The organism is Enterococcus sp. 6D12_DIV0197 (assembly GCF_002174385.1).
In the GTDB taxonomy this organism is placed as follows: Bacteria; Bacillota; Bacilli; order Lactobacillales; family Enterococcaceae; genus Enterococcus_D; species Enterococcus_D casseliflavus.
This window is the reverse complement of the sequence record NZ_NIBN01000001.1, coordinates 108,597-130,757: the sequence shown is the minus strand read 5'-3', so window position 1 is coordinate 130,757 and position 22,161 is coordinate 108,597. Positions and strand designations below refer to the sequence as shown.

The window sequence follows — 22,161 nt, the reverse complement described above, 5'->3', positions numbered from 1 at the left end:
AGGGATCAGCGATGTATATTCCACAGGAGCGGATTTTGTTGGATCAACACTTTACCGATGCCACAGAGGCTCTGACAAAAATTGGCGAGTACTTAGTCAACCAGGAGATCGTTTCCTTGCCCTATGTCAAAAGCCTTTTGCGGCGCCATCAAAAAACAGGTGTTTACATCGGCAACTTTGTGGCATTGCCCCATGCGGAAGAAGAAGCCCAGCAATGGATCAAGGAAGAAGGACTCTTTTTGATCCAAGTGCCTGATGGCGTTGACTTCGGCACGAAGGAGCAGCCCAAAATCGCTACGATCCTTTTCGTAGTCGTCCTAAAAGAGCAGCAATTAGCTGTTTTGCAAGAAATCGCCTTTTTTTGTTCTGATATGCAAAATGTTCGGGCGCTTAGTGATGCCGAATCGGTTGAAGAGATCCAACAGATTTTGTTAGCAGAAGAATAAGCAATCAGCAGCAGACTGGCTTGCAACAAGAGCAGCGAACGAAATACGTGAATGAGCTGCCTCCGTGTACTTGCTCTTTCTACCTTGTGTAGAAGGAGTGAGTACACGTTTTTTTTTGCGTTTTGGCAAAATCCAAAAAAATGCTCCACGTGAAACATAACAAAAATAAGCGAGTGCAGGGGCTGCTCGCCTTTTTTTTGTTCTATCCGTTTGGCTACAAGTTTTGGCACAGTTTTTTGTGCCAAAGTACGACTTTCGAGCTTTTTGGGAAGCGCCTACAATAAGGGTGTAAGCAGACGAGAGGAGAGAAAAAAATGGAACAGACACAAAAAGCAGCCAAATCATCAGTCAAAGCAAAAGTTCAAAAATTAGGCAGTACGTTGTCGAGTATGGTGATGCCGAATATCGGCGCATTGATTGCATGGGGTGTATTAACGGCATTATTTATTCCAGATGGGTATTTACCAAATGAAGCCTTTGCAACGATGGTCGGTCCAATGCTAACGTATTTGATCCCAATCTTGATCGGGTATACTGGCGGGAAAGTGATTGCTGGTGACCGCGGAGCCGTGGTTGGGGCGATCGCAACGATGGGGGTCATCGTCGGAACGGATATCCCAATGCTATTGGGTGCAATGATCATGGGTCCTTTAGGCGGTTGGGTCATCAAGAAATTTGACGAGATCTTCCAAGACAAAGTTCGCGCTGGCTTTGAAATGTTGGTCAACAACTTTTCATCAGGTTTGATCGGTTTTGCTTTAGCATTACTGGGCTTTGTAGCAATCGGGCCAGTTGTTAACACCTTGACAGAAGCAATGGCAGCAGGGGTCGAAGTGATCGTCAATGCCCACTTGATTCCATTAGCCAATATCTTTATTGAACCAGCAAAAATCTTATTCTTAAACAATGCTATCAACCATGGAATTTTGACACCATTAGGTACTGAGCAAGTCAGCGAATTTGGGAAATCGATCCTTTACTTATTAGAAGCCAATCCTGGACCTGGTTTAGGAGTCTTGCTAGCCTTCACTTTCTTCGGAAAAGGAGCAGCGAAATCTTCGGCACCTGGAGCGATCATCATTCACTTTATCGGTGGGATCCATGAGATCTACTTCCCATACGTCATGATGAAACCATTGATGTTCTTAGCAGTGATTGCCGGCGGTGTATCAGGAAGCTTTACCTTCCAATTACTAGGTGCAGGCTTACGGGCACCTGCTTCACCAGGTTCGATCATTGCGATCTTAGCAATGACGCCATTCAACTCAGTGATGAGTGTCGTTTCTGTCTTAGCCGGAATTGCCGTAGGAGCAGGCGTGTCCTTTATCGTCGCTGCCGCGATCTTGAAAGCGGATGCGAAGGATACGGTGGATAATTTTGAAGAAAAAGTACAACAAACGCAAGCAGCTAAACTCAGCTCAAAAGGCTTGGCGGCTCAACCAATTACTGGCATCAATCGTATCATCTTCGCATGTGATGCAGGCATGGGCTCCAGTGCTATGGGGGCATCGATCTTACGTAAAAAAGTCAAAGAAGCGGGTCTTCCACAAAATGTCTCGAATTCCGCCATCAACAATTTGACGGACGATGCCAATACGCTGATCGTCACTCAAGAAGAATTGCAAGAACGTGCCAAACAAAAAGCGCCAAATGCGACCTTTGTCGCGGTTGAAAATTTCCTGAACTCTCCACGGTACGATGAAATCGTAGCCACATTGTCAGGGACTAAGACAGCGGGGGAGACAGCAAAAAAGTCTGAAGCAGGCAACCAGATAGATGTTCCTTCCGCCAATGACCTTAAGCAAGTCAGTGAAATCATTTTGGCCCACGATGATCGCAAAGGTTCGGCAACGATGGCACAGAAAGTTTTCCAAGATCTTTTAGCCAAAGAAGCTCTGACGATGCCAATCAGAAAAAGCCATATCAATGATCTCCATGCCAACGCCTCTTCACTGGTGATCACAAAAGAAGCCCTAACGCCGCAAGCGCAAACGTCAGCGCCAGAAGCGATCCACCTATCTGTCAATAATTTGATGGGAACGACGAACTATCAACGGATCGTAGCATCGATCAAAGCAGCGAATTAAGAAAGGATGAGCCGAATGCAAGTATTAGAAAAAGACATGATTGAATTGAACAAACAATTTGCGACCAAAGAAGAAGCCATTCGTTACTGCGGCGAAAAATTGCTGGCGGCAGGCTGTGTGGAAAAAGAATACGTCGAAGCCATGCTTGAGCGTGACGAGATGCTCTCAGTCTATATGGGGAACTTTATTGCGATTCCTCACGGCACGGATGAAGCCAAAAAATACGTCAAAAAATCTGGTATCTGTATCGTGCAAGTACCTGATGGCGTGAATTTCGGTACCGCGGACGAAGAAAAAATCGTCACCGTCCTTTTCGGCATCGCGGGCAAAGGGGAAGATCACCTGCAATTGGTCCAACAAATCGCCCTCTTTTGCAGCGATATCGATAACGTTGTCGAATTGGCGGATGCCTTAGATAAAGAAGAAATCGCCCAAAGTTTGACCGTAGCATAAGGATTTAAGGAGGAGACAAGACATGAAGGCAGTTCACTTTGGTGCAGGTAATATTGGTCGCGGCTTTATCGGCGAGATATTGGCTGCCAACAACTTTGAAATCACATTTATTGATGTCAATGAAACGATCATTGACGCCTTAAAAGCAAGACAAGGGTACACGATCGAATTAGCCGATGAGACCCAAGAACAGATCCACATCGAGCATGTGACGGGATTGAACAATGCCAAAGAACCAGAAGCGGTGATCCAAGCGATCGCCGAGGCAGACATCCTTACGACTGCCATTGGTCCCAACATTTTGCCGCATATCGCTGAGCTGATCGCCAAAGGCTTAGAAGCACGTCAACAATACCCAGACAAGCCAGCCATTGATGTGATCGCCTGTGAGAACATGATCGGCGGATCGACCTTTTTAAAAAGCGAAGTGAAAAAATACGTTGCGGATTGGTCCGCGTTAGAAGCGACGGTTGGTTTTCCAGATGCAGCGGTGGACCGCATCGTACCGCTGCAACACCATGAAGATCCCTTATTCGTTCAAGTAGAACCTTTTTGCGAATGGGTGATCCAAGAGTCAGGGATGAAATCCTCGATCCATCTGCAAGGGGTCCATTATGTGGCGGACCTGGAACCGTACATTGAACGGAAATTATTCAGTGTCAATACGGGTCATGCTACGGTAGCGTACACAGGCGCCCTCCAAGGCTATCAGACGATCGATGAAGCGATGCAGGACCATTTAGTGGTTATCCAATTAAAATCCGTTCTCGAAGAAACTGGGCGGCTTTTAATTGAGAAGTGGGCTTTTGATCCTGAAGAACATGAACGGTATATCGAAAAAATCATCCAACGCTTTAAAAACAAACACATTTCCGATGCTATCACACGGGTGGCACGGACACCTGTCCGCAAATTAGGAACCGAAGAACGCTTTATCCGACCAGTCCTTGAGTTAGAAAAACGCAACATGCAGCCAGATCATCTCTATGAAACGATTGGCATGATCTTCAACTACAAAGACCCTGAAGATGAGCAAAGCCAACAATTGCAAGCACTTTTGGATGAAAAATCACTACCGGAAGTCATTGCGGAAATCACTGGCTTACAAGATAAAGACATGATTGAAACGATCCGACAAAACATTGAAAAATATGCGTATGTTGCCGCATAAAAACGAGTAACACACAGAACAAGCAGATAAATTGCCGCATCCGTAAAAGCGAGCCCAACAAGCGAGCTTTTGCGGATGTGGCAATTTCTTTCAACGCTTGTTCTGTGTTTTTTTGCTCACCGATTGACCTTTGCTGCTAACTTGACGATAATAAGAAAAGAAATGAGGGAGAGCGATGGAACGATGGTTTGAAGAAGCCCAGCTTCAAGTAATTGAGTTGCCGATCGAATGGCAGGAAAACCGCCCCGTCTATCGGGCCTTTATCCGTGAATTGCCGACGATCCAAGCAGAAGGAACTTCGCGGCAAGCTGTTTATCGGCAGTTGGCAGAAGCCTATGCGGCTTACCTTGCCCAACTTCGAGAGGCCAATGAGACACAGGAAGAAATGACGTCTTCCTTATTATCGACGGAAGAATTATTGCGCTACTATGATGGCGAGACTTTCGATGGTTTTGAGCTGCCCTCTGACGAGTAACGGGGAAAGAGCCATTCACTGAAAACTGAAAAGCTACGCAAGAAAAAACCGCTCAGCTGCAGCTCGATCGATACGAAGGATCGAACGCTGCAACTGGCGGCTTTTTTCTCTAAGAAACCAAGTCTTATTCGTGGTTAGTTCAATGCCTCGGTAATGGCTTGATTGAAGGCATCTAGGTCATCTGGGTTTCGGCTGGTGATCAACCGATAGGTTTCGTCGATCACGACGGGCTCATCTTTGACGGTGGCACCTGCGTAGGCTAAATCTGGTCGCACAGAATCATAAGCCGTCAAGGTCAAATCTTTTGTCAGTCCTGTTTGGATAAACAGTTGTGGGCCGTGGCAAATGGCAAAGACGGGACGATCAGATGTCAAAAAGTCTTTCGTCAATGACACATAGCGCTCATCGGTCCGTAATTGGTCAGGGGAGAAACCGCCTGGGATCAACAAAGCATCAAAACTTGCAGGATCGATCGTATCGATGGTCGCATCGACGGTAAATGTTCCACCTTGTTTGCCTTCGACGGTCTCGGCGCCTTCATTACTAATAACGACTACTTCGTGTCCAGCCGCTTCCAGTGCTTCTTTTGGTGACGTCAACTCAACATCTTCAACTAGATCAGTGACAATAACAGCAACTTTACTCATTCGATCTCCTCCTTATTACTTGATGAACAATTTGTTCACCTGCTATTATTTATGCTAACGAAGATTTTCGCTGTTGACAAATCATCTGTTTGTCCGCAGCTTGAAAAAGAAAGAAGGCAACGCCATGGCAACGATCCAACTATTTATCTCTGATACCCCCCTTTGCTTTGAAAAAGCGGAATTCACTTTTATGGAAGAAACATTTGTCATCGAGAAACAGCAATTATTTGAAAAAGTTGATGCCGTGATGCATCAGGAGGTATCCTCGGCCTTGGTTTCATTGGTAGAAAAAGCCCTTTTGACGCTAGAAGCGATCGGGGAAGAAGAGGATTATTTCGACCTGCTTTATTTGACCTATGAGAATACCCGCCATTCCCTCAGCGGACAGCAATTACTCGCGCAGCCGTTTCCAGCTGTAGAAGCAGCCTTGCAGCCAGTCTTTGATGAGTTGGCAGAACCGATCGTAGAAAAGTTTTATGAGGAGCTGACCAATCAGCTAGAAGAAGTCGCAGATGATGAACTGTTTAGTTCTTATTATCTGGATGAGGAAGAAGCGGTGATCCAAATCGATGCCCCGATCCAACATGAAGAAGTGATCGCCTTGCCCGCCCTTTTACGGGATTACCATGGCACGTTGCGATTGACCTTTGAAAAGTTTTATGAATACCTTGTGTAGCGGCGGCAACTGCCGTCGTTGTTTTTTTGTGAAAACAGTTACATGTTTAGTTTTTTTTAAATCCTGCGACAGAAGCCTCTGGAATCTTGACCCTTTTGTCAGAAACGATTATAAAGGTAAGAAGAGGCTGAAGGAACCGAGGCTGCCAATGGGCAACATCGGGTAAGAAAAGGATGAGAATCATGCGAAAAGTCCCGCCTATTTTAAAACCAATTGCACTTTTAACGATATCAACGATCATTGCCACTGCCACCGGCGTGGTGAATTCAGGCAGCTACCGCCAACCAAGTCGTGCGACGGAAACGACAGAGACGACAGAAACGACCGAACAAGTACCAAGTGAAAGCACACCCTCTTCGATGACTGAAGACAGTCAAAATCAGACACCTGCTAGCACGGACTCACAACCGACGAACGATGACCAGCAGACAACACCGTCATCCAGCAGTGAACCAGCAACACCAGCAACGACTCCGTCTTCTTCGGTGCCTGCAGAAACGACGCCATCAAGCGATGCCAATGTTTCACCAGCACCATCGGAAAACAATCAGGAAACACCTTCTTCAAGTGAAGAGACCACGCCAGATCCACAAGGGATCATGGATGAGAATCAAGGAAATGAGTAGGTGAGAAAATGACTCTTATTTTAGATTTAATCAACGGCATCCATAAATTTTTGGGCTATCTCGATATCAGTCCTAAATATTTGAACCGTGCCTATACCATCCTCAGTATCATTCCAACGGCGTATATTTTGCGGATCGTCTACGGGATGTTTGCGAACCAAAACTATTTTCAAGCGATCCTTTATACGGTCGGCTTTTTGGTCTTAGTCTACTTCTGGGTACTGAATATCTTCTATTATTTCTTAAACAAAAATATGAAGTTCGATGTCACTCAGGCCTTTGTCAAAGTTTTACCAGACGAAGTCTTCAATATTGAAGGAGAAACCATCAGCACCACCGACATTGATCGTTTGACGACTGAAAAAGCGGTGATCCATTTTGAAGAAGACTATCAGCTGGTATTGGCGAATCATTTGCAGACCTTGATCGCTCAAGAAGAATTGGCGATCAAACCGTCATCCAACGGCTTTACGATCCCGAAAAACACCTTGTATCCTTACTATTTTGTCAAACAGCAAGGGGAAAATGAGTACGCATTGCAGATCGGTACTAGCTACACGGAGATGACGAAAGTCGGCACGATCCAATGGACAGGCAAACAGCCCTTAGAACCAGTGGGCTTATTTATCACTGGCGGTGATTTTGTCAAAAATGATGTAAAATACCATGAACCATACAGTTTGAAATTGTACGTCAAAAAAGAGATTTCTGAAGAAGAACCACAGACCTCAAGACAGGCGTATCGACGACAAGCACGCAAATAAGAAAAGGCAGTTCCCCCAGAGCGTTCTCTGAAGGGACTGCCTTTTTGGTATCTCGGTTATTCGATCGGGATATTTTTTGCGGGTGCATCTTTGTAGCTGGCTTTTGGTAACGTCAGGGTCAAAACGCCGTCTTCAAACACTGCTTTAATGGACTCGTCATCAATGTCTGTGATGGTGAAGGTCCGTTGATAGGCACTGCTAGAGCGTTCTTTGCGCAAATAATGTCCGAAATCCTCCTCGGTTTCCGTGGTCTCTGTTTGAGCCGCTGAAATCGTCAGCGTGTTGTTGACGTAACTGACGCGGATGTTTTCTTTCTTGATGCCGGGTAAATCTGCTTGAACGAGATACTTGTCTTCGTACTCTTTAATGTCCGTATTCATTTGCCGTTCTTGCCAAAAACTGTTCATTAATTTGCCTAATAGTTCTTCGCCGCCTGCGAAATCTCTTGGAATCAAATTTGCCATGTGGTTCCCCCGCTTTCTTTTATCTATTGAGTTGGTACTTCTATTTTACGAGGAACCAAGCCAAAGGGCAACCAAAATGGCAACAATCATAAAAACAAGAGAAATCACTCAACTATCTTATAAGAATCTGCTATGATAGAACTAAATAACTATCAGATGATTGGATGAATGAAGATGGAGATTATTGAAAAAGCGCCAGCTAAGATCAACCTCGGTCTCGATGTGTTAGAGAAAAGAACAGACGGCTACCATGAGTTGGAAATGGTGATGTCTAGTGTTGATCTAGCCGACCGTCTGATAATGGAAGAGATAGCAGAAGATAAGATCATTATAGAAACCAACAAAGCCTTTTTGCCGATCGACAAACGCAATAATGTCTATCAAGCCGCCAGTATCTTAAAAAAACGCTACGGCATAAAAAAAGGCATCCGTATCCGCATCACCAAGAATATCCCGGTGGCAGCTGGGTTAGGTGGGGGCAGTACGGATTGTGCGGCAGCGCTGCGGGGGATGGTTCGCCTCTGGCATTTAGACCTTTCCATGGCAGAGCTGATCGATATTGGTATGGAAGTCGGCACCGATGTTCCCTATTGTCTTTATGGGACCACTTCCCACATTGCAGGAAAAGGGGAGCTGGTGACGCCGCTGCGGCCGATGCCGCAATGTTGGGTCATCTTGGTTAAACCTCGTTTGAGTGTTTCAACGGGGAAAATCTTTCAAGAAGTTGAGCTAGACCAACTGCACCATCCAGATATCGCGGCATTGTCGGCCGCCGTCTTAGCCGAAGATTATCCAGCAATGATCGCTGCCATGGGCAATAGCCTAGAAGCCATCACGATCCCGAAGTATCCGATCGTCCAACAGATCAAAGATCGCATGATGAAATATGGTGCCGATGTTGCCTTGATGACCGGCAGCGGACCGACTGTCTTTGCTCTTTGTCAAAAATATTCGCGGGCACAGCGGGTCTATAATGCCTTAAAAGGATTCTGCGATGAGGTTTATCTTGTACGTACATTGAAATGAATGAGTCAAGGACACAGGCTGAATTCGCCTGTGTTTTTTTGTATGCCTTCTATTTCAATAGTAAAGAAAAAGGCAGCTGAAGTGGGGAAGGAAGCATCTAGAAGCTGCCCTACAAAAAAAGTCCCCGACGAAAATAAGGCGGCGGGGTCTGATTCTTTACGTAAAGCAAAGGCTATTCTTTTTGGTGCTGCTTCTTTGCGGATTTTTTCTTTTTGTCTTCTTCATACAATGGTTTGTCGATCGTTTTGCGGATTTCTTCGGTTTGCTGCGATGCAGGATCTTCTGGTAAGACGATTCGAGTCAACAAGTCGCTGTTGTTTACAGTTGGCGGCACAGTTACAAATTCGTTCATCTTCGTTTCCTCCAAGTGCTTTTAGGTTATTATCCTACATACTCTCTAATTTTTCAAGCTGGTACAGCAGGGGCGCATGGCGAATGGTGTAAAATATGGCTAAGTTCCTGAGAGAAGAATCCGCTTCAAATGAACGTTTTCTCCTATGTTTTCCGATTTATCTCGAAATAAAAGTTTTAAATCGTAAAACGTACGATTTGTCTTGACGAACCGGAAATCATTTGATAGAGTAACTTTTGCTAACAAAACGGAGTTGTTCCGTTTTAAAATAAAAAGAAGAGCCAGCAAATGGAAGGGGAAATCCCGATGAAAAAAATCTTACTTACTACAGCACTCCTTTTAGGGGGCGTGCTTCTTGGCGCTTGTGGGCAGCAAGAAGCGACAAGCCAATCGAGTGACACCGAGAAGCTGTCGATCGTCACGACGTTTTATCCAATGTACGAATTTACGAAAGAAGTCGTAGGCGACGCAGCAGAGGTCTCCTTGTTGATCCCTGCAGGAACCGAACCCCATGACTATGAGCCAAGTGCCAAAGATATGACCAAAATCATGGATGCAGATGCCTTTGTCTACAATAGTCCTGAGCTAGAAACTTGGGTCGCTAGTTTGACGGATTCCGTCGATCCTGAGCAAACAGCCGTGATCGAAGCGGCCAAAAACATTCAGTTGGTGGAAGGCACAGAGGAGGAAGATCATGACGCGCATGATCACGAAAGCGAAGACAGCCATGAAGGCCATGATCATACGTACGATCCTCATGTTTGGACCGACCCAGTCTTAGCGATCCAAGAAGTAGAAACGATCCGCGATGACTTGATTGCGAAGTTTCCTGAGCAAAAGGCAACTTTCACGGAAAATGCAGCTGCCTATATCGAAAAGCTTTCTGCTTTAGATGAAGCCTACCAAGCGGCGTTAAAGGATGCGACCCAACGAACCTTCGTTACGCAGCACGCAGCCTTTGGCTATTTGGCACGGCAGTATGATTTAGTCGAAGAATCGATTTCGGGCATTTCACCCGATCAAGAACCAACGCCAAGTCGGTTGGCTGAGCTGAAAGAATATGTAGAAGAAAAACAAGTCAAAGTTATCTATTTTGAAGAAAACGCGTCATCGAAGGTGGCTGAGACCTTAGCGTCTGAAACAGGAGTGGAGCTGGCGGTCTTGAATCCATTAGAAAGCTTGACGCAAGAGCAGATGGATAACGGCGAAACATACCTGTCTGTAATGGAAGACAATTTGGCAGCATTACAAAAAAGTATTCACTAAGGAGGCGCCTGCGTGCGTTATATCGATGTAAAAGATTTGACCTTTTATTATGATGATGAACCCGTCCTGGAAGACATTTCCTACTTTGTCGAAGACGGCGAATTCGTGATTTTGACTGGCGAAAATGGGGCGGCAAAATCTACTTTGATCAAAGCAACCCTTGGTTTGTTGAAACCTTCTAAAGGAGCAGTCACCTTGGCGACCAAAAATGCTGCTGGTGAAAAATTAAGCATCGGCTACATTCCTCAGCAGATTGCTTCCTTTAACGTCGGGTTCCCCAGCACCGTTTTGGAATTGGTCCAATCGGGCCGCTACCCAAGAGATCGCTGGTTCAAGCGCTTGACGAAACGAGACCATGAACATGTCCGCCGTGCATTAGATGCCGTCGGGATGTGGGACGTGCGTCATAAACGGATCGGCGAGTTGTCCGGTGGCCAAAAGCAGCGGATCAGCTTGGCACGGGTCTTTGCCACGGACCCTGATTTATTTATTTTAGATGAACCGACTACGGGGATGGATGAACAATCCCGCAATCTGTTTTATGAACTGCTGCGGCACAATGCTCATGACCACGGCAAGTCGATTTTGATGATCACCCATGATCATGAAGATATCAAAGAATACGCGGACCGTCAGATCCGTTTAGTGCGGAAGGAGGATTCACCATGGCGTTGCTTTCATATGAATTCATGAGAAGAGCTTTTCTTGCGGCGATTTTTATTGCTGGTATCGCACCGATGCTGGGGGTCTTTCTAGTGATTCGGCGACAGTCATTGATGGCTGATACGCTGTCCCATGTCTCTTTAGCAGGGGTGGCACTAGGCTTCTTTCTAAATCTAAATCCGAGTTTGACGACGCTATTGATCGTAGTCATTGCCGCAATCATTTTGGAATACTTGCGAACACTGTACCGCAGTTATTCAGAGATCTCGATCGCCATTTTGATGTCCGGCGGCTTAGCGTTAGCCCTCGTCTTGATGAACCTTAGCGGGGGGAACTCCGCAACGAGTATCCAATCGTATTTGTTTGGGTCGATCGTTACGATCACACAAGAACAAGTCTGGATCTTAGGCTTTTTGTTTTTAGTCGTTTTTGCTTTATTCTTCTTATTCAAACGGCCCATGTACATTTTGACCTTTGATGAAGATACCGCCCATGTCGATGGCTTGCCTGTGCGAGTGATGTCGATGCTCTTTAATGTCTTGACGGGGGTGGCAATCGCCATGATGATCCCGATTGCGGGTGCATTGTTGATCTCTGCGATCATGGTTTTACCAGCTGCCATCAGTATGCGTTTAGGCAAGAGCTTCAATGCCGTGATTTTGATCAGTGTCGTGATCGGCATGATTGGGATGATGTCTGGTTTGACCAGTTCCTTTTATTTGGACACACCACCGGGAGCGACGATCACGCTGGTTTTTATCGCTCTTTTCTTAGTGATCAATTTGATCAAACGCATCGTGATCCTCGTGCAACGAAAACAACGCCTAAAATAAAGGGCTTTATGAAAAAGAAACGAAGAATTTTCGTTTCTTTTTTTTAAACTCTAATCAAAACCGAACAATATAAGCAATATTTTAGATAATGCTCGCATTTATCCCGAAAAAGCCTTATAATAAGGCGAATAAACTAAAGGAGTTGTCCGGTGTGAAAATACGTCGAAGTGAACGACTGATCGATATGACACATTACTTGTTGAATCATCCCCATGAATTGATTTCATTGTCCTTCTTTTCTAAACGATATGCCTCTGCAAAATCATCGATTAGCGAAGATTTATCTATTATCAAAAAGACCTTTAAAGAACGAGGAACAGGCATTCTTGATACCGTGCCAGGCGCTGCTGGCGGTGTTTTTTTTGTGCCTGAAATTTCTGAAGAAGAAGCGTATGCGTACGTCGAAGGGCTGGCAGAACGCTTGTCTGAGCAAGACCGTTTGTTGCCTGGCGGCTATGTTTATCTATCTGACTTATTAGGCGAACCGGAATTGCTGCGCCAAGTCGGCCGCATCATCGCTTCCAAATATTTAGGCGAACAAATCGATGCGGTGATGACCGTTGCTACTAAAGGAGTGCCGATCGCTCAAGCAGTCTCTTACTACTTGAATGTTCCCTTCGTGATCGTGCGTCGTGATTCCAAGATCACTGAAGGCTCGACCGTGAGTGTCAATTATGTCTCTGGTTCTTCAGAGCGCATCGAAAAAATGGAATTATCCAAGCGCAGCTTAAAGCGCGGCTCTAGAGTATTGGTGGTCGATGACTTTATGAAAGGCGGCGGCACGGTCAATGGGATGAAGAGCTTGATTGAAGAATTTGAAGCCGAATTAGTCGGTATTACGGTTTTTGCCGAAACGAAATTCAAAGGCAAGCGGGCCATCAGCGATTACAGTTCTCTGCTGTATGTTGAAGATGTCGATACCCAGACCAAAACGATCTCGGTAGTACCGGGAAATTACTTTGAGAAAAAAGCCTGATTTTTTGTGGCTCTTAGACTGGCGCAAGCAGCTGTTTTTAAACGGCGGCCGCCAGTCTTTTTTTTGATTGGTCTAGGTGGGAATTCCTTAAATCGTTGAAATTTACAAGTACTTGGGCTAAACTGTTTATAGGAAATTCAATGAACAAAAATCGTTCAGATTGATAGGAGTGGAATACGTGGACGCACGTTTTGCAATAATTTTAGCGGCTGGAAAAGGCACGCGCATGAAATCGAAGTTATATAAAGTGTTACATCCTGTTTGTGGCAAACCAATGGTGGAGCACATCATGAATCGAGTGGTGGAAACCAATCCTGAAGAGATCGTGACGATCGTCGGTCACGGGGCAGAAATGGTCAAAGAGCAACTGGGGGATCGCACCAACTATGCCTTACAAGCCGAACAATTGGGTACTGGCCATGCTGTCGTTCAAGCCGAATCGTTTTTAAAAGGCAAAAAAGGGACGACCTTAGTGATCAGTGGGGATACACCGTTATTGACGACGGAAACCTTGAATAACTTGTTCGATTACCACCAAGGGAAAAATGCGTCGGCGACAATCTTAACGGCGCAAGCGGCAGACCCAACAGGCTATGGCCGAATCGTGCGGGATCGTGTCGGTATCGTGGAGAAAATCGTTGAGCAAAAAGATGCGTCGATCGAAGAAGCGCTGATCCAAGAAATCAATACAGGGACGTATTGCTTCGATAATGAATTGTTATTTGACGCCTTGGCAAAATTAGATACGGACAATGCCCAAGGGGAGTACTACTTGACTGATATCATCGAGATCTTAAAGGAAGACGGCAAAATCATCGCTGCTTATCAAACCGAAGATTTTCATGAATCATTAGGAGTCAATGACCGCATCGCCTTAGCCGAAGCCAATCGCTTGATGCGTCAGCGGATCAATCGTCAGCACATGCAAAATGGCGTGACCTTGATCGATCCGGCAACGACTTATATCGACGAAGGTGTTGTGATCGGCTCAGATACTCTGATCGAAGCCGGTGTCACCATCAAAGGGAAGACGACGATCGGAGAAGACTGTGTCATTACGGCAGCTTCTGAAATAGAAGACAGCAAGATCGGCAACCAAGTGACGATCAAGGCATCGACGATCGAGGAGAGCATCATTCATGATGGCGCCGATGTCGGTCCCAATGCCCATCTTCGTCCCCATGCGGAAATTTTGGCCCATGCCCATATCGGGAACTTTGTGGAGGTCAAAAATGCGACGATTGGTGAAGGCACCAAAGTCGGACACTTGTCTTATGTTGGCGATGCGACCTTAGGCAAAAACATCAATGTCGGTTGCGGCGTAGTCTTTGTTAATTATGACGGCAAGAGCAAATTCAAAACGACTGTCGGCGACAATTGCTTTATCGGCTCTGGCTCCAATCTAGTTGCGCCATTGACCATCGAAGAGGAAACGATGATCGCTGCTGGCTCAACGATCACCAAAGATATTCCTAAACACAGTATGGCGATTGCCCGCGCCCGTCAGGAAAATAAAGCGGATTACGCGAAAAAGTTGCCTTATCTAAATTAGAAATAGCGAAATGACTTGATTTCTTAAGGAAAAATGACTACTATTTATTAGGAAGAAGATTCTAGTAAAAGGAGTCATTTTTTTCTAGATGAACGCAAAGAAAGTGGAGGTTCTCATGTCAAATCATTATTTTGATCCAAGATTGAAGATTTTTTCTCTGAACTCAAATCGTCCTTTGGCGGAAAAAATCGCAGCTGCAGTAGGTGTTGAATTAGGTAAGTGTTCAGTCAAACAATTTAGCGATGGTGAAATCCAAGTGAATATTGAAGAAAGTATTCGTGGTGCCCACGTCTACGTGATTCAATCAACCAGCAGCCCTGTAAACGATAACTTAATGGAATTGCTGATCATGATCGATGCTTTGAAGCGCGCCAGTGCGAAGACGATCAATGTAGTAATGCCTTATTATGGTTATGCAAGACAAGACCGCAAAGCGCGATCAAGAGAACCAATCACCGCAAAACTTGTAGCAAACATGATCGAAAAAGCCGGTGCGAACCGCATGGTTACACTGGATTTGCATGCCTCACAGATTCAAGGGTTCTTTGATATCCCAGTTGACCACTTGATGGGTGCACCATTGATCGCCAACTATTTCTTGGAAAGAGGCATTCAAGGCGATGACGTCGTCGTCGTTTCACCAGACCACGGGGGCGTGACTCGTGCCCGTAAATTAGCTGAGTTTCTTAAGTCACCAATCGCGATCATCGACAAACGTCGTCCGAAAGCCAACGTAGCGGAAGTCATGAATATCATTGGTCATGTTGAAGGCAAAACTTGTGTCTTGATCGACGATATGATCGATACTGCTGGTACCATCACATTGGCTGCGAATGCGTTGAAACAAGCAGGTGCTAAAAGTGTTTACGCCTCATGTACCCACCCTGTCTTGTCAGGACCTGCCTTGGAACGGATCGAAGATTCTGCCATTGAGCATCTAGTTGTGACAGATTCGATTCACTTGCCAGAAGACCGCAAGTCGAAAAAAATCGATGAGATCAGTGTCGGTGCCTTGATGGGCGAAGCGATCAAACGAATCCATGAGAACAAACCAGTCAGTCCACTGTTTGAATCAAAATTATCAATTTAATCGTGTCTCATAAGCATGAGAACAACAGCCAATGGTCGGTCTTTAGCCGCTCATTGGCTGTTTTTTTCTGAGGAGTTTCAGGATGTTTTTAGAAAAAACGATCGCAGTCATGTTTCTTTTCACCAATTTATGGTATTCTTGAAAGTGACTTGCGAAATGCAAGCAAAAAATAAAATAGAATCTAATCACAAAGGGGAGTCTGCAAAGGCTGAGAATGAGAGTACTCTAAACCCTTCGTACCTGTTTCGATCATGCGAACGTAGGAATTGTGACGAGTTGAAGTGTCCAACACTTCTCCTTTGTGAATTGTGATGATTCTAAAGGAGGAGTTTTTTTTGAAACGAAAAATGTCGCTGCAGGTCTGGACGGAAGGAACGATGATCGCTGCGATTGGGGTCGTCTTGTCGTATATCCCGATCCAGACAGCCAATTCCAGTATCGACTTGTCTCTAGGTCTCGTGCCCTTGGTCTTGTATTCGTATCGTCGCGGAGTGCTGCCGGGAATGACGGCTGGATTTATGTGGGGCTTGCTGAATATTTTGATTGGTAGCGCCATGCGTAACTTTATCACCGTTCCACAGATCATCTTTGAATACCCCTTTGCCTTTGCTTTTGGCGGGATGGGCGGCTTGTTTGCTAATAAAATCCAGCAAGCGATCCGTCAAAACAGCAAAACCGTTACGTGGTATGTCGTCTTAGGGGGCATCGTGGCGGTGATCAGCCGTTGGTTTTGGCATTATTGGGCTGGGGTCTTTGTCTGGGGAATGTACGCACCGCCAGGACAAAGTCCGTATCTGTATTCCTTGATCTTTAATGGATCATCGGTCATTATCAATATCGTTTATGTAGGGGTCGTCCTAGGACTCTTAGTCAAGGCAGCCCCGAAATTATTTGTCCCGAAAGCTTAGTTTTAGAAATGGAACCATCAAAAAATGTCTTGAGGCTCTTTGAGAAAGAGAAGCATCAAGACATTTTTTTGTCGATAAAGCCAAACGCTAGATCTTCTTGGTCGATTTCCAACGACCAGCTTTTTTTGCTGGCTGAATAGCGTAAAACAGCGATTTGATCCAGCTCTTTTTGATTGACCAGCGTGTTTTTTAAGCCAGCATCTTCTGACAGATAGATCGGGATCGTATAGGTTCTGTCGATCAATTGTTCTTGTGTCAGACAAAAGACGATGCCTTCTTGCATGATTCCCCGCAATTCTTTCAGCAAATTAAAATCGAGCTTTTCCACCGGTGTTGCTTTTTTAAAAAAGGAGAGGCGATCATTGATTTTTTCTAAGACGATGCGGGTGATCCGATCCGCCAAGATCCGATAATATTCATCTAAATAGCGATAATAAACGCGGGAACGTGCATCTTTTAAGTCAAAGAAAACAAAGTTATTTTGCAGTTTGTAAAAGAAAGGGGAGTGGAGGTGTGTCTTCATGTGGCCAAAATATAACAACTCGGAGATCTCTAAAGGCGTCAATTCTTTGACCATCTCGTAATCATTAAAATCGATCCACTTCATTTCTTCGGCAACACGACCTTTGTTGATCTGCTGAAAAAACAGTTGGACGTCTTCCATTCCGCGTATCACTTTTAAGCCCGTATGACCGTCGAATTCGCCGAAATCACTGGAAGGATCAAGCAAGAGCAAATTCTTGGGCTGATGGACGATGCTCTTGTTAAAATCTTGGGGGGCAAGCCCGCGGGTCAAGACGGCATTGCTGGTTGTATCAATATGTACGTAAATCGTGTTAGACATGCCGATCGATCCCTCCTATATACTAAGTTCATTCTACAACAAAGCGCTGAAAATTGCTTGTATCTTTTCGTTTAAAGTTATATTACAAAATAACAGAAAAAACAATTTTTAAGTTCCCTTTTTCGACAAAAAAAGGCAAATCTTGTCTTTTCGTAAAAAAACTGGCCAAAATTGGCGTCTTTATGAGGATTTTGGTATGATAAAAGAAGAAACTAATGGAGACGAAAACCTATGAGAAAAAAGAAACGCAGACTTTCAAATTGGCTGAGCAATCTCTTTTTGCTTTTGCTGTTATTGATTGGTTTAGCATTGATTTTTAATAATCAAATCAAAAATTATTTTATTAAACAAACGGGTGAAGCTTACGCAGTCGGCACCATTGATCGCAGTGATGTGGAAAAAAATATGGAAGCGGAAGCGACCTTTGATTTTGATGCCGTGGAGCCGGCGAGTTCAGAAGCAGTCTTACGGGCGCAGCTGAGCAACAAAGCCTTGCCAGTGATCGGCGGCGTGGCGGTTCCTAGTGTGGGGATCAATCTGCCGATTTTTAAAGGCTTGGCCAACGAGGCCTTGCTGTATGGTGCTGGTACGTTAAGTCCCACCCAAAAAATGGGGGAAGGCAATTACGCACTAGCCAGCCATCGCGCTCAATCGCCAGAGCTTTTGTTTACGCCATTGGATGATGTCGCCATCGGAGCGGCTATCTATGTGACCGATCTGGAAAATATTTACACGTATACCGCGACTTCTTCTGTGCGGGTCGACCCGACCGATGTCTATTTGCTTGACGAAGTGGAAGGCCGTAAAATGATCACGCTGATCACCTGTGGCGAAATGGGCGGTGTCACCCGTCGTGTGATCCAAGGTGATCTGGAATCTGTAACGCCTGTCGACGAAGCAACGGATGAGATGCTGGCGGCATTCAACATGGCACAACGAACATTTTAATCAAAAGAATAGCTCGAGTGGTACGGCAGCTGGCGTGTCATTCGTCTATTCTTTTTTGCTTGAGGAGGCGTCTTGATGAAAGTGAAAAAACTGACTTCGATCGATTTTCTTGCACAAAGGGCAGGATTTCAAGAAAGCCGACTCGTCTTTTCCTTTTTTGAGTCGCATTCAAAAGCGCGACGAGCCTTTCTAGCCGATATAGCGCAGCAGGGCTGGCAGATCGACAGCCGTTACGGACGTTTTTACCTTGCTGGGCAGTTTGATTTTGACCAAAAGACACTGACTATCACCAATCTGCTGGTGGAAGCAGCCGCCGATTTTACTTGGAAACAACTGCTAGCCGTGACAGAAAGCTTTGCTCGCAGTCGTTTTGTAGCAGCTGTCTTGTGGCAACTTCCTCATCGGCCCCCCTTGGCTGAGTGGTTTATCCAGCAAGGGTATCAGTTGGTCCCTCAAGGGTATCAAAAAGCGCTAGCTTATCAGACGGCGCTGGTTTTAGGCGGTGGCGGTGCCCACGGGGCGTATCAAATCGGTGTTTGGCAAGCGCTGCAAGAACGAGGCATCACCTTTGAATGGATCACGGGAACTTCCGTCGGTGCCTTGAATGGCGCCTTGATTTTAATGAACGATGTGGAAGCGGCCGTCGATTTATGGGCAAATATCTCTAACGAGCAAGTATTGCACTATCCGCTTGCTTCGGTACGTGCCCAAACACTGCGAGATTTGATGAATCAAGCCAATTCGCTGGTCCGCGAAGCGGTCAAAAGCAACGGTGCCAGTACCGAACCGTTGGCAAAGCTTTTGCAAAAGACCTTTGATCAAGAAAAATTCAGCCAAACTGCTTGTCGTTTGCTGATCTGTACGACTCGTCTGCCCGATTTCAAGGAGACGGTTTATGCCTTTGATCCATCCGCAGTAGAGGAAAACCTGCATTGGCTGTTGGCATCCGCTTCATTTTATCCAGCGATGCAGGCGCAAAAAATTAACGACGCTTATTACATCGATGGCGGCTATCGCAACAACCTGCCCATCGATGTCGCTGTCCAGCAAGGGGCAACGGAATGTATCACCGTGGATGTCCAAGGACCTGGCATCAATAAAAGGACGATTGTGACGGAAGAAACTGCGCAGCTTTCGTTGGGGTCTCCTTGGTCCTTAGGCAGCTTTTTGGTTTTTGATGCCCAGCGTTCGCTGGATAATATGACCTTAGGCTATTTGGAAACCTTGAAAGTGTTCGGCAAATACCAAGGCCATTGGTATACCTTTGAAAGGACGGTTGATTTTCAGCCGTTATGGCGGGGCTTTTTGAAAGAGCTGCGCCAGACAGACCCGCTGCTTTATCAGGAACTAAAGAAAAAAGAATTTTGGAAAAAAATGCGTAAATTCTATCAACAGGATGTGCCATTTGAGCAGTGGGGGCGTATACTGATAGAGTGTACCGCGAAAGTATTGTATCTAGCGCCTACAGTGATTTATGAGCAGGAAACGATTCTAACGGCTTTAGCTGAAAAAATTGCGCTAAAGGCAGTGGAAGAAGCCGATGCCTGGTCGATCACCGAGTGGCTGAGCTATTATCGCGACCGTTTTTTTGTCTTGTCCGAGCAAAACCGCTTTTTCTTTTTTTATCGGACGCAGCAATTGAATCTGCCCGCCCTTCAGCAGATTCGTCGGCGTTACCCACTGACTGCTTTAATGGCAGCGTATAGTCACTATCTTTTGAAAGGAGCAGAAAATGGATAAATTTTCGTATGAAATCGTTGAAGAGATCGCCGTGCTTTCGGAAAATCAAAGAGGCTGGCGCAAAGAATTGAATTTGGTGAGCTGGAATGGGCGCCCGCCAAAATTTGATCTGAGAGATTGGGGCCCAGAGCACGAGAAGATGGGCAAAGGCGTGACCTTATCCAATGAAGAATTTGCAGAACTTAAAAAAGCCCTGCTTTCCATGTAAGAAAGCAAAACGGTGAGGAGTGATCAAATGAAAAGTATGACTGGTTTTGGCAAAGGCAGTGCAGAAACGCCAGATGTGCAGATCGAAATTGAGATCAAAAGTGTCAATCAGCGCTTTTTGGACCTGCAGCTGCGAATGCCCAAACAATTGAATCCTCTAGAAGGTGCTTTACGGCAGTCGATCAAGCAGACCCTCCAGCGAGGACGAATCGAATTGTATGTGACGTTAAAAGAAAAAACCACAAATACGAAACAGATCGAGATCCAATGGGACTTGCTGGAACGTTTCATGCAGGAGATCGATACCGAAGCCAAAGACCGTTTTGACCTAGCAGAGCTGCCAAAAGCAGCATTGCTGGAACAATTCCTGCTCCATGAGGCCTTTCTAACGATCTCTGATCAAGAGCCAGAAGAAAGCACCTTGGCCGATGGCGTGATGGAAGCATTAGATCAAGCGCTGGCAGCGATCGATCAAAGCCGCTGGGTGGAAGGGCAAGGTATTCTGCAGATCTTGCAAGAAAACCAGCGACAGCTGCAGGAAAAGCTGACAGAACTCAAACAATTCGTGGCCCTCTATGAGGCGGACTACCAAGAACGCTTTGAAAAGAAACTGACTGCTTATTTAGGGGAAGAAGTCGATCGCGATCGTTTACTGACAGAGTTGGCGATTTTATTAGAACGCGGCGATATCCACGAAGAACTGGATCGTTTAAGTATCCATTTAACGACGATGACGGAGCTGCTGGCAGCTGAGACACCGATAGGTCGAGAGCTGGATTTCTTGATCCAAGAGATGAACCGAGAAGTCAATACGATTGGCTCAAAATCAAGTCCGATCCAAATCAAAAACAGTGTCGTCCAAATGAAGACGATCATTGAAAAAATCAGAGAACAAGTTCAAAACATCGAGTAGGAGGAATGAACCAATGAAATATTACGATATCACCTTTCACGAACTAAGCGGAAAAAATGTCATCAAGCGCAGTATTCCTTCTGACAAAGAGAATTTCTCTGCGTGGGAAGATGCTTGCGTAGCCATCGAGCCAGATTTTCTCCATCTATTAGTTGATGGCGTAGCTGTTTCTTTAAATCGGCGGTACATCGTACGTATCGATTGCCAAGAAGTGACGGATCCTACTGAAAAAGCGATCACCGCTAAAGACGAATTGGCAGGGGTCATCAATACTTTAAGCAACATGGGCTTTTAAGAACGCGGCCGAAGTGTAGACTAGCAATTTCATGAAATTCCCATTATAATAAAGTAGTTCTTGAAAGTTGCTGAAAAAAAGTGCAAAATAGACGTTAAGCAAATGTCAGTGAAAGGACGTCATTATGTCAGAGCGAGGATTACTTATAGTTTTATCAGGACCTTCCGGAGTAGGGAAAGGGACCGTGCGCAAAGCAATTTTTGAGAGTGACGACAACGATTTTCAATATTCCGTTTCAATGACCACTCGTCAAAAACGCGAGGGGGAAGTGGAAGGGGTCGATTACTATTTCCGCACGCGTGAAGAATTTGAAGCCTTGATCGAAGCCGGTGAAATGCTGGAATACGCCGAATATGTCGGCAATTATTATGGAACCCCATTATCTTATGTCCAACAGACACTGGATCAAGGAAAAGATGTGTTTTTAGAGATCGAAGTGCAAGGGGCAAAACAAGTAAAAGACAAAGTTCCCGATGGTGTGTTTATTTTTCTGACGCCACCTGATCTGGCAGAATTACGCTCTCGTATTACAGGAAGAGGAACCGACTCTGCCGAAGTGATCGATGAACGGATGCGTGTCGCCCGTGAAGAAATCGAAATGATGGCTTTATATGATTATGCCGTTGTCAATGATGAAGTACCTAAGGCAGTCCAACGAATTCGCGAAATTATTTCGAGTGAACATTTTCGCGTTGACCGAGTGATCGGAACCTATATCAAAATGTTAGAGGAGCTGTAA

Annotated in this window: 26 protein-coding genes and 1 riboswitch; of the genes, 22 read left to right on the top strand and 4 right to left on the bottom strand. The window is 45.4% G+C overall.

Translation table 11 applies throughout. The features are described from left to right. Nucleotides 1-11 precede the first annotated feature (11 nt). The 5 genes from A5867_RS00575 (at nucleotide 12) to A5867_RS00555 (ending at nucleotide 4,632) form a co-directional block, all read left to right on the top strand. Nucleotides 12-446, top strand: a complete 435-nt coding sequence (locus A5867_RS00575; protein ID WP_005232954.1) for a PTS sugar transporter subunit IIA — start codon at nucleotides 12-14, stop codon at nucleotides 444-446. Nucleotides 447-760: 314 nt separating this feature from the next. After that, nucleotides 761-2,533 (top strand): PTS mannitol transporter subunit IICBA, encoded by a 1,773-nt coding sequence (locus A5867_RS00570; protein WP_087626671.1) that lies wholly within the window; start codon nucleotides 761-763, stop codon nucleotides 2,531-2,533. 15 nt (nucleotides 2,534-2,548) lie between these two features. Continuing rightward, nucleotides 2,549-2,986: a PTS sugar transporter subunit IIA gene (locus A5867_RS00565; RefSeq protein ID WP_005230254.1), complete on the top strand. Its 438-nt coding sequence runs from the start codon at nucleotides 2,549-2,551 to the stop codon at nucleotides 2,984-2,986. A gap of 22 nt (nucleotides 2,987-3,008) precedes the next feature. After that, nucleotides 3,009-4,157 (top strand): mannitol-1-phosphate 5-dehydrogenase, encoded by a 1,149-nt coding sequence (locus A5867_RS00560; RefSeq protein WP_087626670.1) that lies wholly within the window; start codon nucleotides 3,009-3,011, stop codon nucleotides 4,155-4,157. A gap of 175 nt (nucleotides 4,158-4,332) precedes the next feature. After that, nucleotides 4,333-4,632: a hypothetical protein gene (locus tag A5867_RS00555; RefSeq protein ID WP_015510628.1), complete on the top strand. Its 300-nt coding sequence runs from the start codon at nucleotides 4,333-4,335 to the stop codon at nucleotides 4,630-4,632. Between the two features lie 134 nt (nucleotides 4,633-4,766). On the opposite strand, the gene A5867_RS00550 is transcribed toward A5867_RS00555, so the two are convergent. Further along, nucleotides 4,767-5,279, bottom strand: a complete 513-nt coding sequence (locus A5867_RS00550) for a type 1 glutamine amidotransferase domain-containing protein (RefSeq protein ID WP_010748853.1) — start codon at nucleotides 5,277-5,279, stop codon at nucleotides 4,767-4,769. Between the two features lie 124 nt (nucleotides 5,280-5,403). Here A5867_RS00550 and A5867_RS00545 point away from each other — a divergent pair, with 124 nt between their 5' ends. The 3 genes from A5867_RS00545 to A5867_RS00530 all read left to right on the top strand — a co-directional run bounded on the left by A5867_RS00545 (nucleotide 5,404) and on the right by A5867_RS00530 (nucleotide 7,345). After that, nucleotides 5,404-5,955: a hypothetical protein gene (locus A5867_RS00545; protein WP_081117075.1), complete on the top strand. Its 552-nt coding sequence runs from the start codon at nucleotides 5,404-5,406 to the stop codon at nucleotides 5,953-5,955. A gap of 182 nt (nucleotides 5,956-6,137) precedes the next feature. Further along, complete coding sequence (locus A5867_RS00535; RefSeq protein ID WP_074934244.1) at nucleotides 6,138-6,581, top strand: hypothetical protein; 444 nt, start codon at nucleotides 6,138-6,140, stop codon at nucleotides 6,579-6,581. 8 nt (nucleotides 6,582-6,589) lie between these two features. Next, nucleotides 6,590-7,345, top strand: coding sequence for a DUF6681 family protein (locus A5867_RS00530; RefSeq protein ID WP_060791862.1), 756 nt, complete (start codon nucleotides 6,590-6,592; stop codon nucleotides 7,343-7,345). Between the two features lie 56 nt (nucleotides 7,346-7,401). On the opposite strand, the gene A5867_RS00525 is transcribed toward A5867_RS00530, so the two are convergent. Next, nucleotides 7,402-7,809 (bottom strand): Hsp20/alpha crystallin family protein, encoded by a 408-nt coding sequence (locus tag A5867_RS00525; protein WP_005230267.1) that lies wholly within the window; start codon nucleotides 7,807-7,809, stop codon nucleotides 7,402-7,404. 174 nt (nucleotides 7,810-7,983) lie between these two features. Here A5867_RS00525 and ispE point away from each other — a divergent pair, with 174 nt between their 5' ends. After that, nucleotides 7,984-8,835, top strand: coding sequence for a 4-(cytidine 5'-diphospho)-2-C-methyl-D-erythritol kinase (gene ispE / locus A5867_RS00520; RefSeq protein WP_034858541.1), 852 nt, complete (start codon nucleotides 7,984-7,986; stop codon nucleotides 8,833-8,835). Nucleotides 8,836-9,007: 172 nt separating this feature from the next. Here the strand turns inward: ispE and A5867_RS00515 are convergent, their stop codons facing one another. After that, nucleotides 9,008-9,187, bottom strand: coding sequence for a hypothetical protein (locus tag A5867_RS00515; protein ID WP_005230269.1), 180 nt, complete (start codon nucleotides 9,185-9,187; stop codon nucleotides 9,008-9,010). Between the two features lie 306 nt (nucleotides 9,188-9,493). Here A5867_RS00515 and A5867_RS00510 point away from each other — a divergent pair, with 306 nt between their 5' ends. The 7 genes from A5867_RS00510 (at nucleotide 9,494) to thiT (ending at nucleotide 16,475) form a co-directional block, all read left to right on the top strand. Continuing rightward, nucleotides 9,494-10,453 carry a metal ABC transporter substrate-binding protein gene (locus A5867_RS00510; RefSeq protein ID WP_034696266.1) on the top strand — a complete coding sequence of 320 codons (960 nt, stop codon included), beginning with the start codon at nucleotides 9,494-9,496 and terminating at the stop codon, nucleotides 10,451-10,453. A gap of 12 nt (nucleotides 10,454-10,465) precedes the next feature. Then, a complete protein-coding gene (locus A5867_RS00505; protein ID WP_005232967.1) occupies nucleotides 10,466-11,146 on the top strand; it encodes a metal ABC transporter ATP-binding protein in 681 nt (226 codons plus the stop codon). After that, the gene (locus A5867_RS00500) at nucleotides 11,119-11,949 is read left to right on the top strand and encodes a metal ABC transporter permease (protein WP_005230272.1); all 831 of its coding nucleotides are present in this window, start codon (nucleotides 11,119-11,121) and stop codon (nucleotides 11,947-11,949) included. The genes A5867_RS00505 and A5867_RS00500 overlap by 28 nt, the downstream gene beginning before the upstream one ends. Nucleotides 11,950-12,100: 151 nt before the next feature. Continuing rightward, on the top strand, nucleotides 12,101-12,925 hold the full coding sequence (gene purR, locus A5867_RS00495; RefSeq protein ID WP_005230273.1) for a pur operon repressor: 825 nt from the start codon (nucleotides 12,101-12,103) through the stop codon (nucleotides 12,923-12,925). A gap of 178 nt (nucleotides 12,926-13,103) precedes the next feature. Next, nucleotides 13,104-14,477 (top strand): bifunctional UDP-N-acetylglucosamine diphosphorylase/glucosamine-1-phosphate N-acetyltransferase GlmU, encoded by a 1,374-nt coding sequence (gene glmU, locus A5867_RS00490; RefSeq protein ID WP_005230274.1) that lies wholly within the window; start codon nucleotides 13,104-13,106, stop codon nucleotides 14,475-14,477. A gap of 115 nt (nucleotides 14,478-14,592) precedes the next feature. After that, nucleotides 14,593-15,567 (top strand): ribose-phosphate diphosphokinase, encoded by a 975-nt coding sequence (locus A5867_RS00485; RefSeq protein ID WP_005230276.1) that lies wholly within the window; start codon nucleotides 14,593-14,595, stop codon nucleotides 15,565-15,567. Nucleotides 15,568-15,748: 181 nt separating this feature from the next. Next, nucleotides 15,749-15,850, top strand: a riboswitch (TPP riboswitch). A gap of 52 nt (nucleotides 15,851-15,902) precedes the next feature. Next, nucleotides 15,903-16,475 (top strand): energy-coupled thiamine transporter ThiT, encoded by a 573-nt coding sequence (gene thiT, locus A5867_RS00480; RefSeq protein WP_015510621.1) that lies wholly within the window; start codon nucleotides 15,903-15,905, stop codon nucleotides 16,473-16,475. Between the two features lie 55 nt (nucleotides 16,476-16,530). Here the strand turns inward: thiT and A5867_RS00475 are convergent, their stop codons facing one another. Then, nucleotides 16,531-17,319: a hypothetical protein gene (locus A5867_RS00475; protein ID WP_005230281.1), complete on the bottom strand. Its 789-nt coding sequence runs from the start codon at nucleotides 17,317-17,319 to the stop codon at nucleotides 16,531-16,533. 231 nt (nucleotides 17,320-17,550) lie between these two features. On the opposite strand from A5867_RS00475, the gene A5867_RS00470 reads away from it, so the two are divergent. The 6 genes from A5867_RS00470 (at nucleotide 17,551) to gmk (ending at nucleotide 22,161) form a co-directional block, all read left to right on the top strand. After that, the gene (locus tag A5867_RS00470; RefSeq protein ID WP_005230283.1) at nucleotides 17,551-18,267 is read left to right on the top strand and encodes a class A sortase; all 717 of its coding nucleotides are present in this window, start codon (nucleotides 17,551-17,553) and stop codon (nucleotides 18,265-18,267) included. Nucleotides 18,268-18,342: 75 nt separating this feature from the next. After that, the gene (locus A5867_RS00465; protein WP_087626669.1) at nucleotides 18,343-20,007 is read left to right on the top strand and encodes a patatin-like phospholipase family protein; all 1,665 of its coding nucleotides are present in this window, start codon (nucleotides 18,343-18,345) and stop codon (nucleotides 20,005-20,007) included. After that, nucleotides 20,000-20,215 carry a YdbC family protein gene (locus A5867_RS00460; RefSeq protein ID WP_005230288.1) on the top strand — a complete coding sequence of 72 codons (216 nt, stop codon included), beginning with the start codon at nucleotides 20,000-20,002 and terminating at the stop codon, nucleotides 20,213-20,215. The genes A5867_RS00465 and A5867_RS00460 overlap by 8 nt, the downstream gene beginning before the upstream one ends. Before the next feature lie 27 nt (nucleotides 20,216-20,242). After that, nucleotides 20,243-21,127: a YicC/YloC family endoribonuclease gene (locus A5867_RS00455; protein WP_010748861.1), complete on the top strand. Its 885-nt coding sequence runs from the start codon at nucleotides 20,243-20,245 to the stop codon at nucleotides 21,125-21,127. Nucleotides 21,128-21,140: 13 nt separating this feature from the next. Then, a complete protein-coding gene (locus A5867_RS00450) occupies nucleotides 21,141-21,422 on the top strand; it encodes a hypothetical protein (RefSeq protein ID WP_005230307.1) in 282 nt (93 codons plus the stop codon). 124 nt (nucleotides 21,423-21,546) lie between these two features. Then, nucleotides 21,547-22,161 carry a guanylate kinase gene (gene gmk, locus A5867_RS00445; protein WP_005230308.1) on the top strand — a complete coding sequence of 205 codons (615 nt, stop codon included), beginning with the start codon at nucleotides 21,547-21,549 and terminating at the stop codon, nucleotides 22,159-22,161.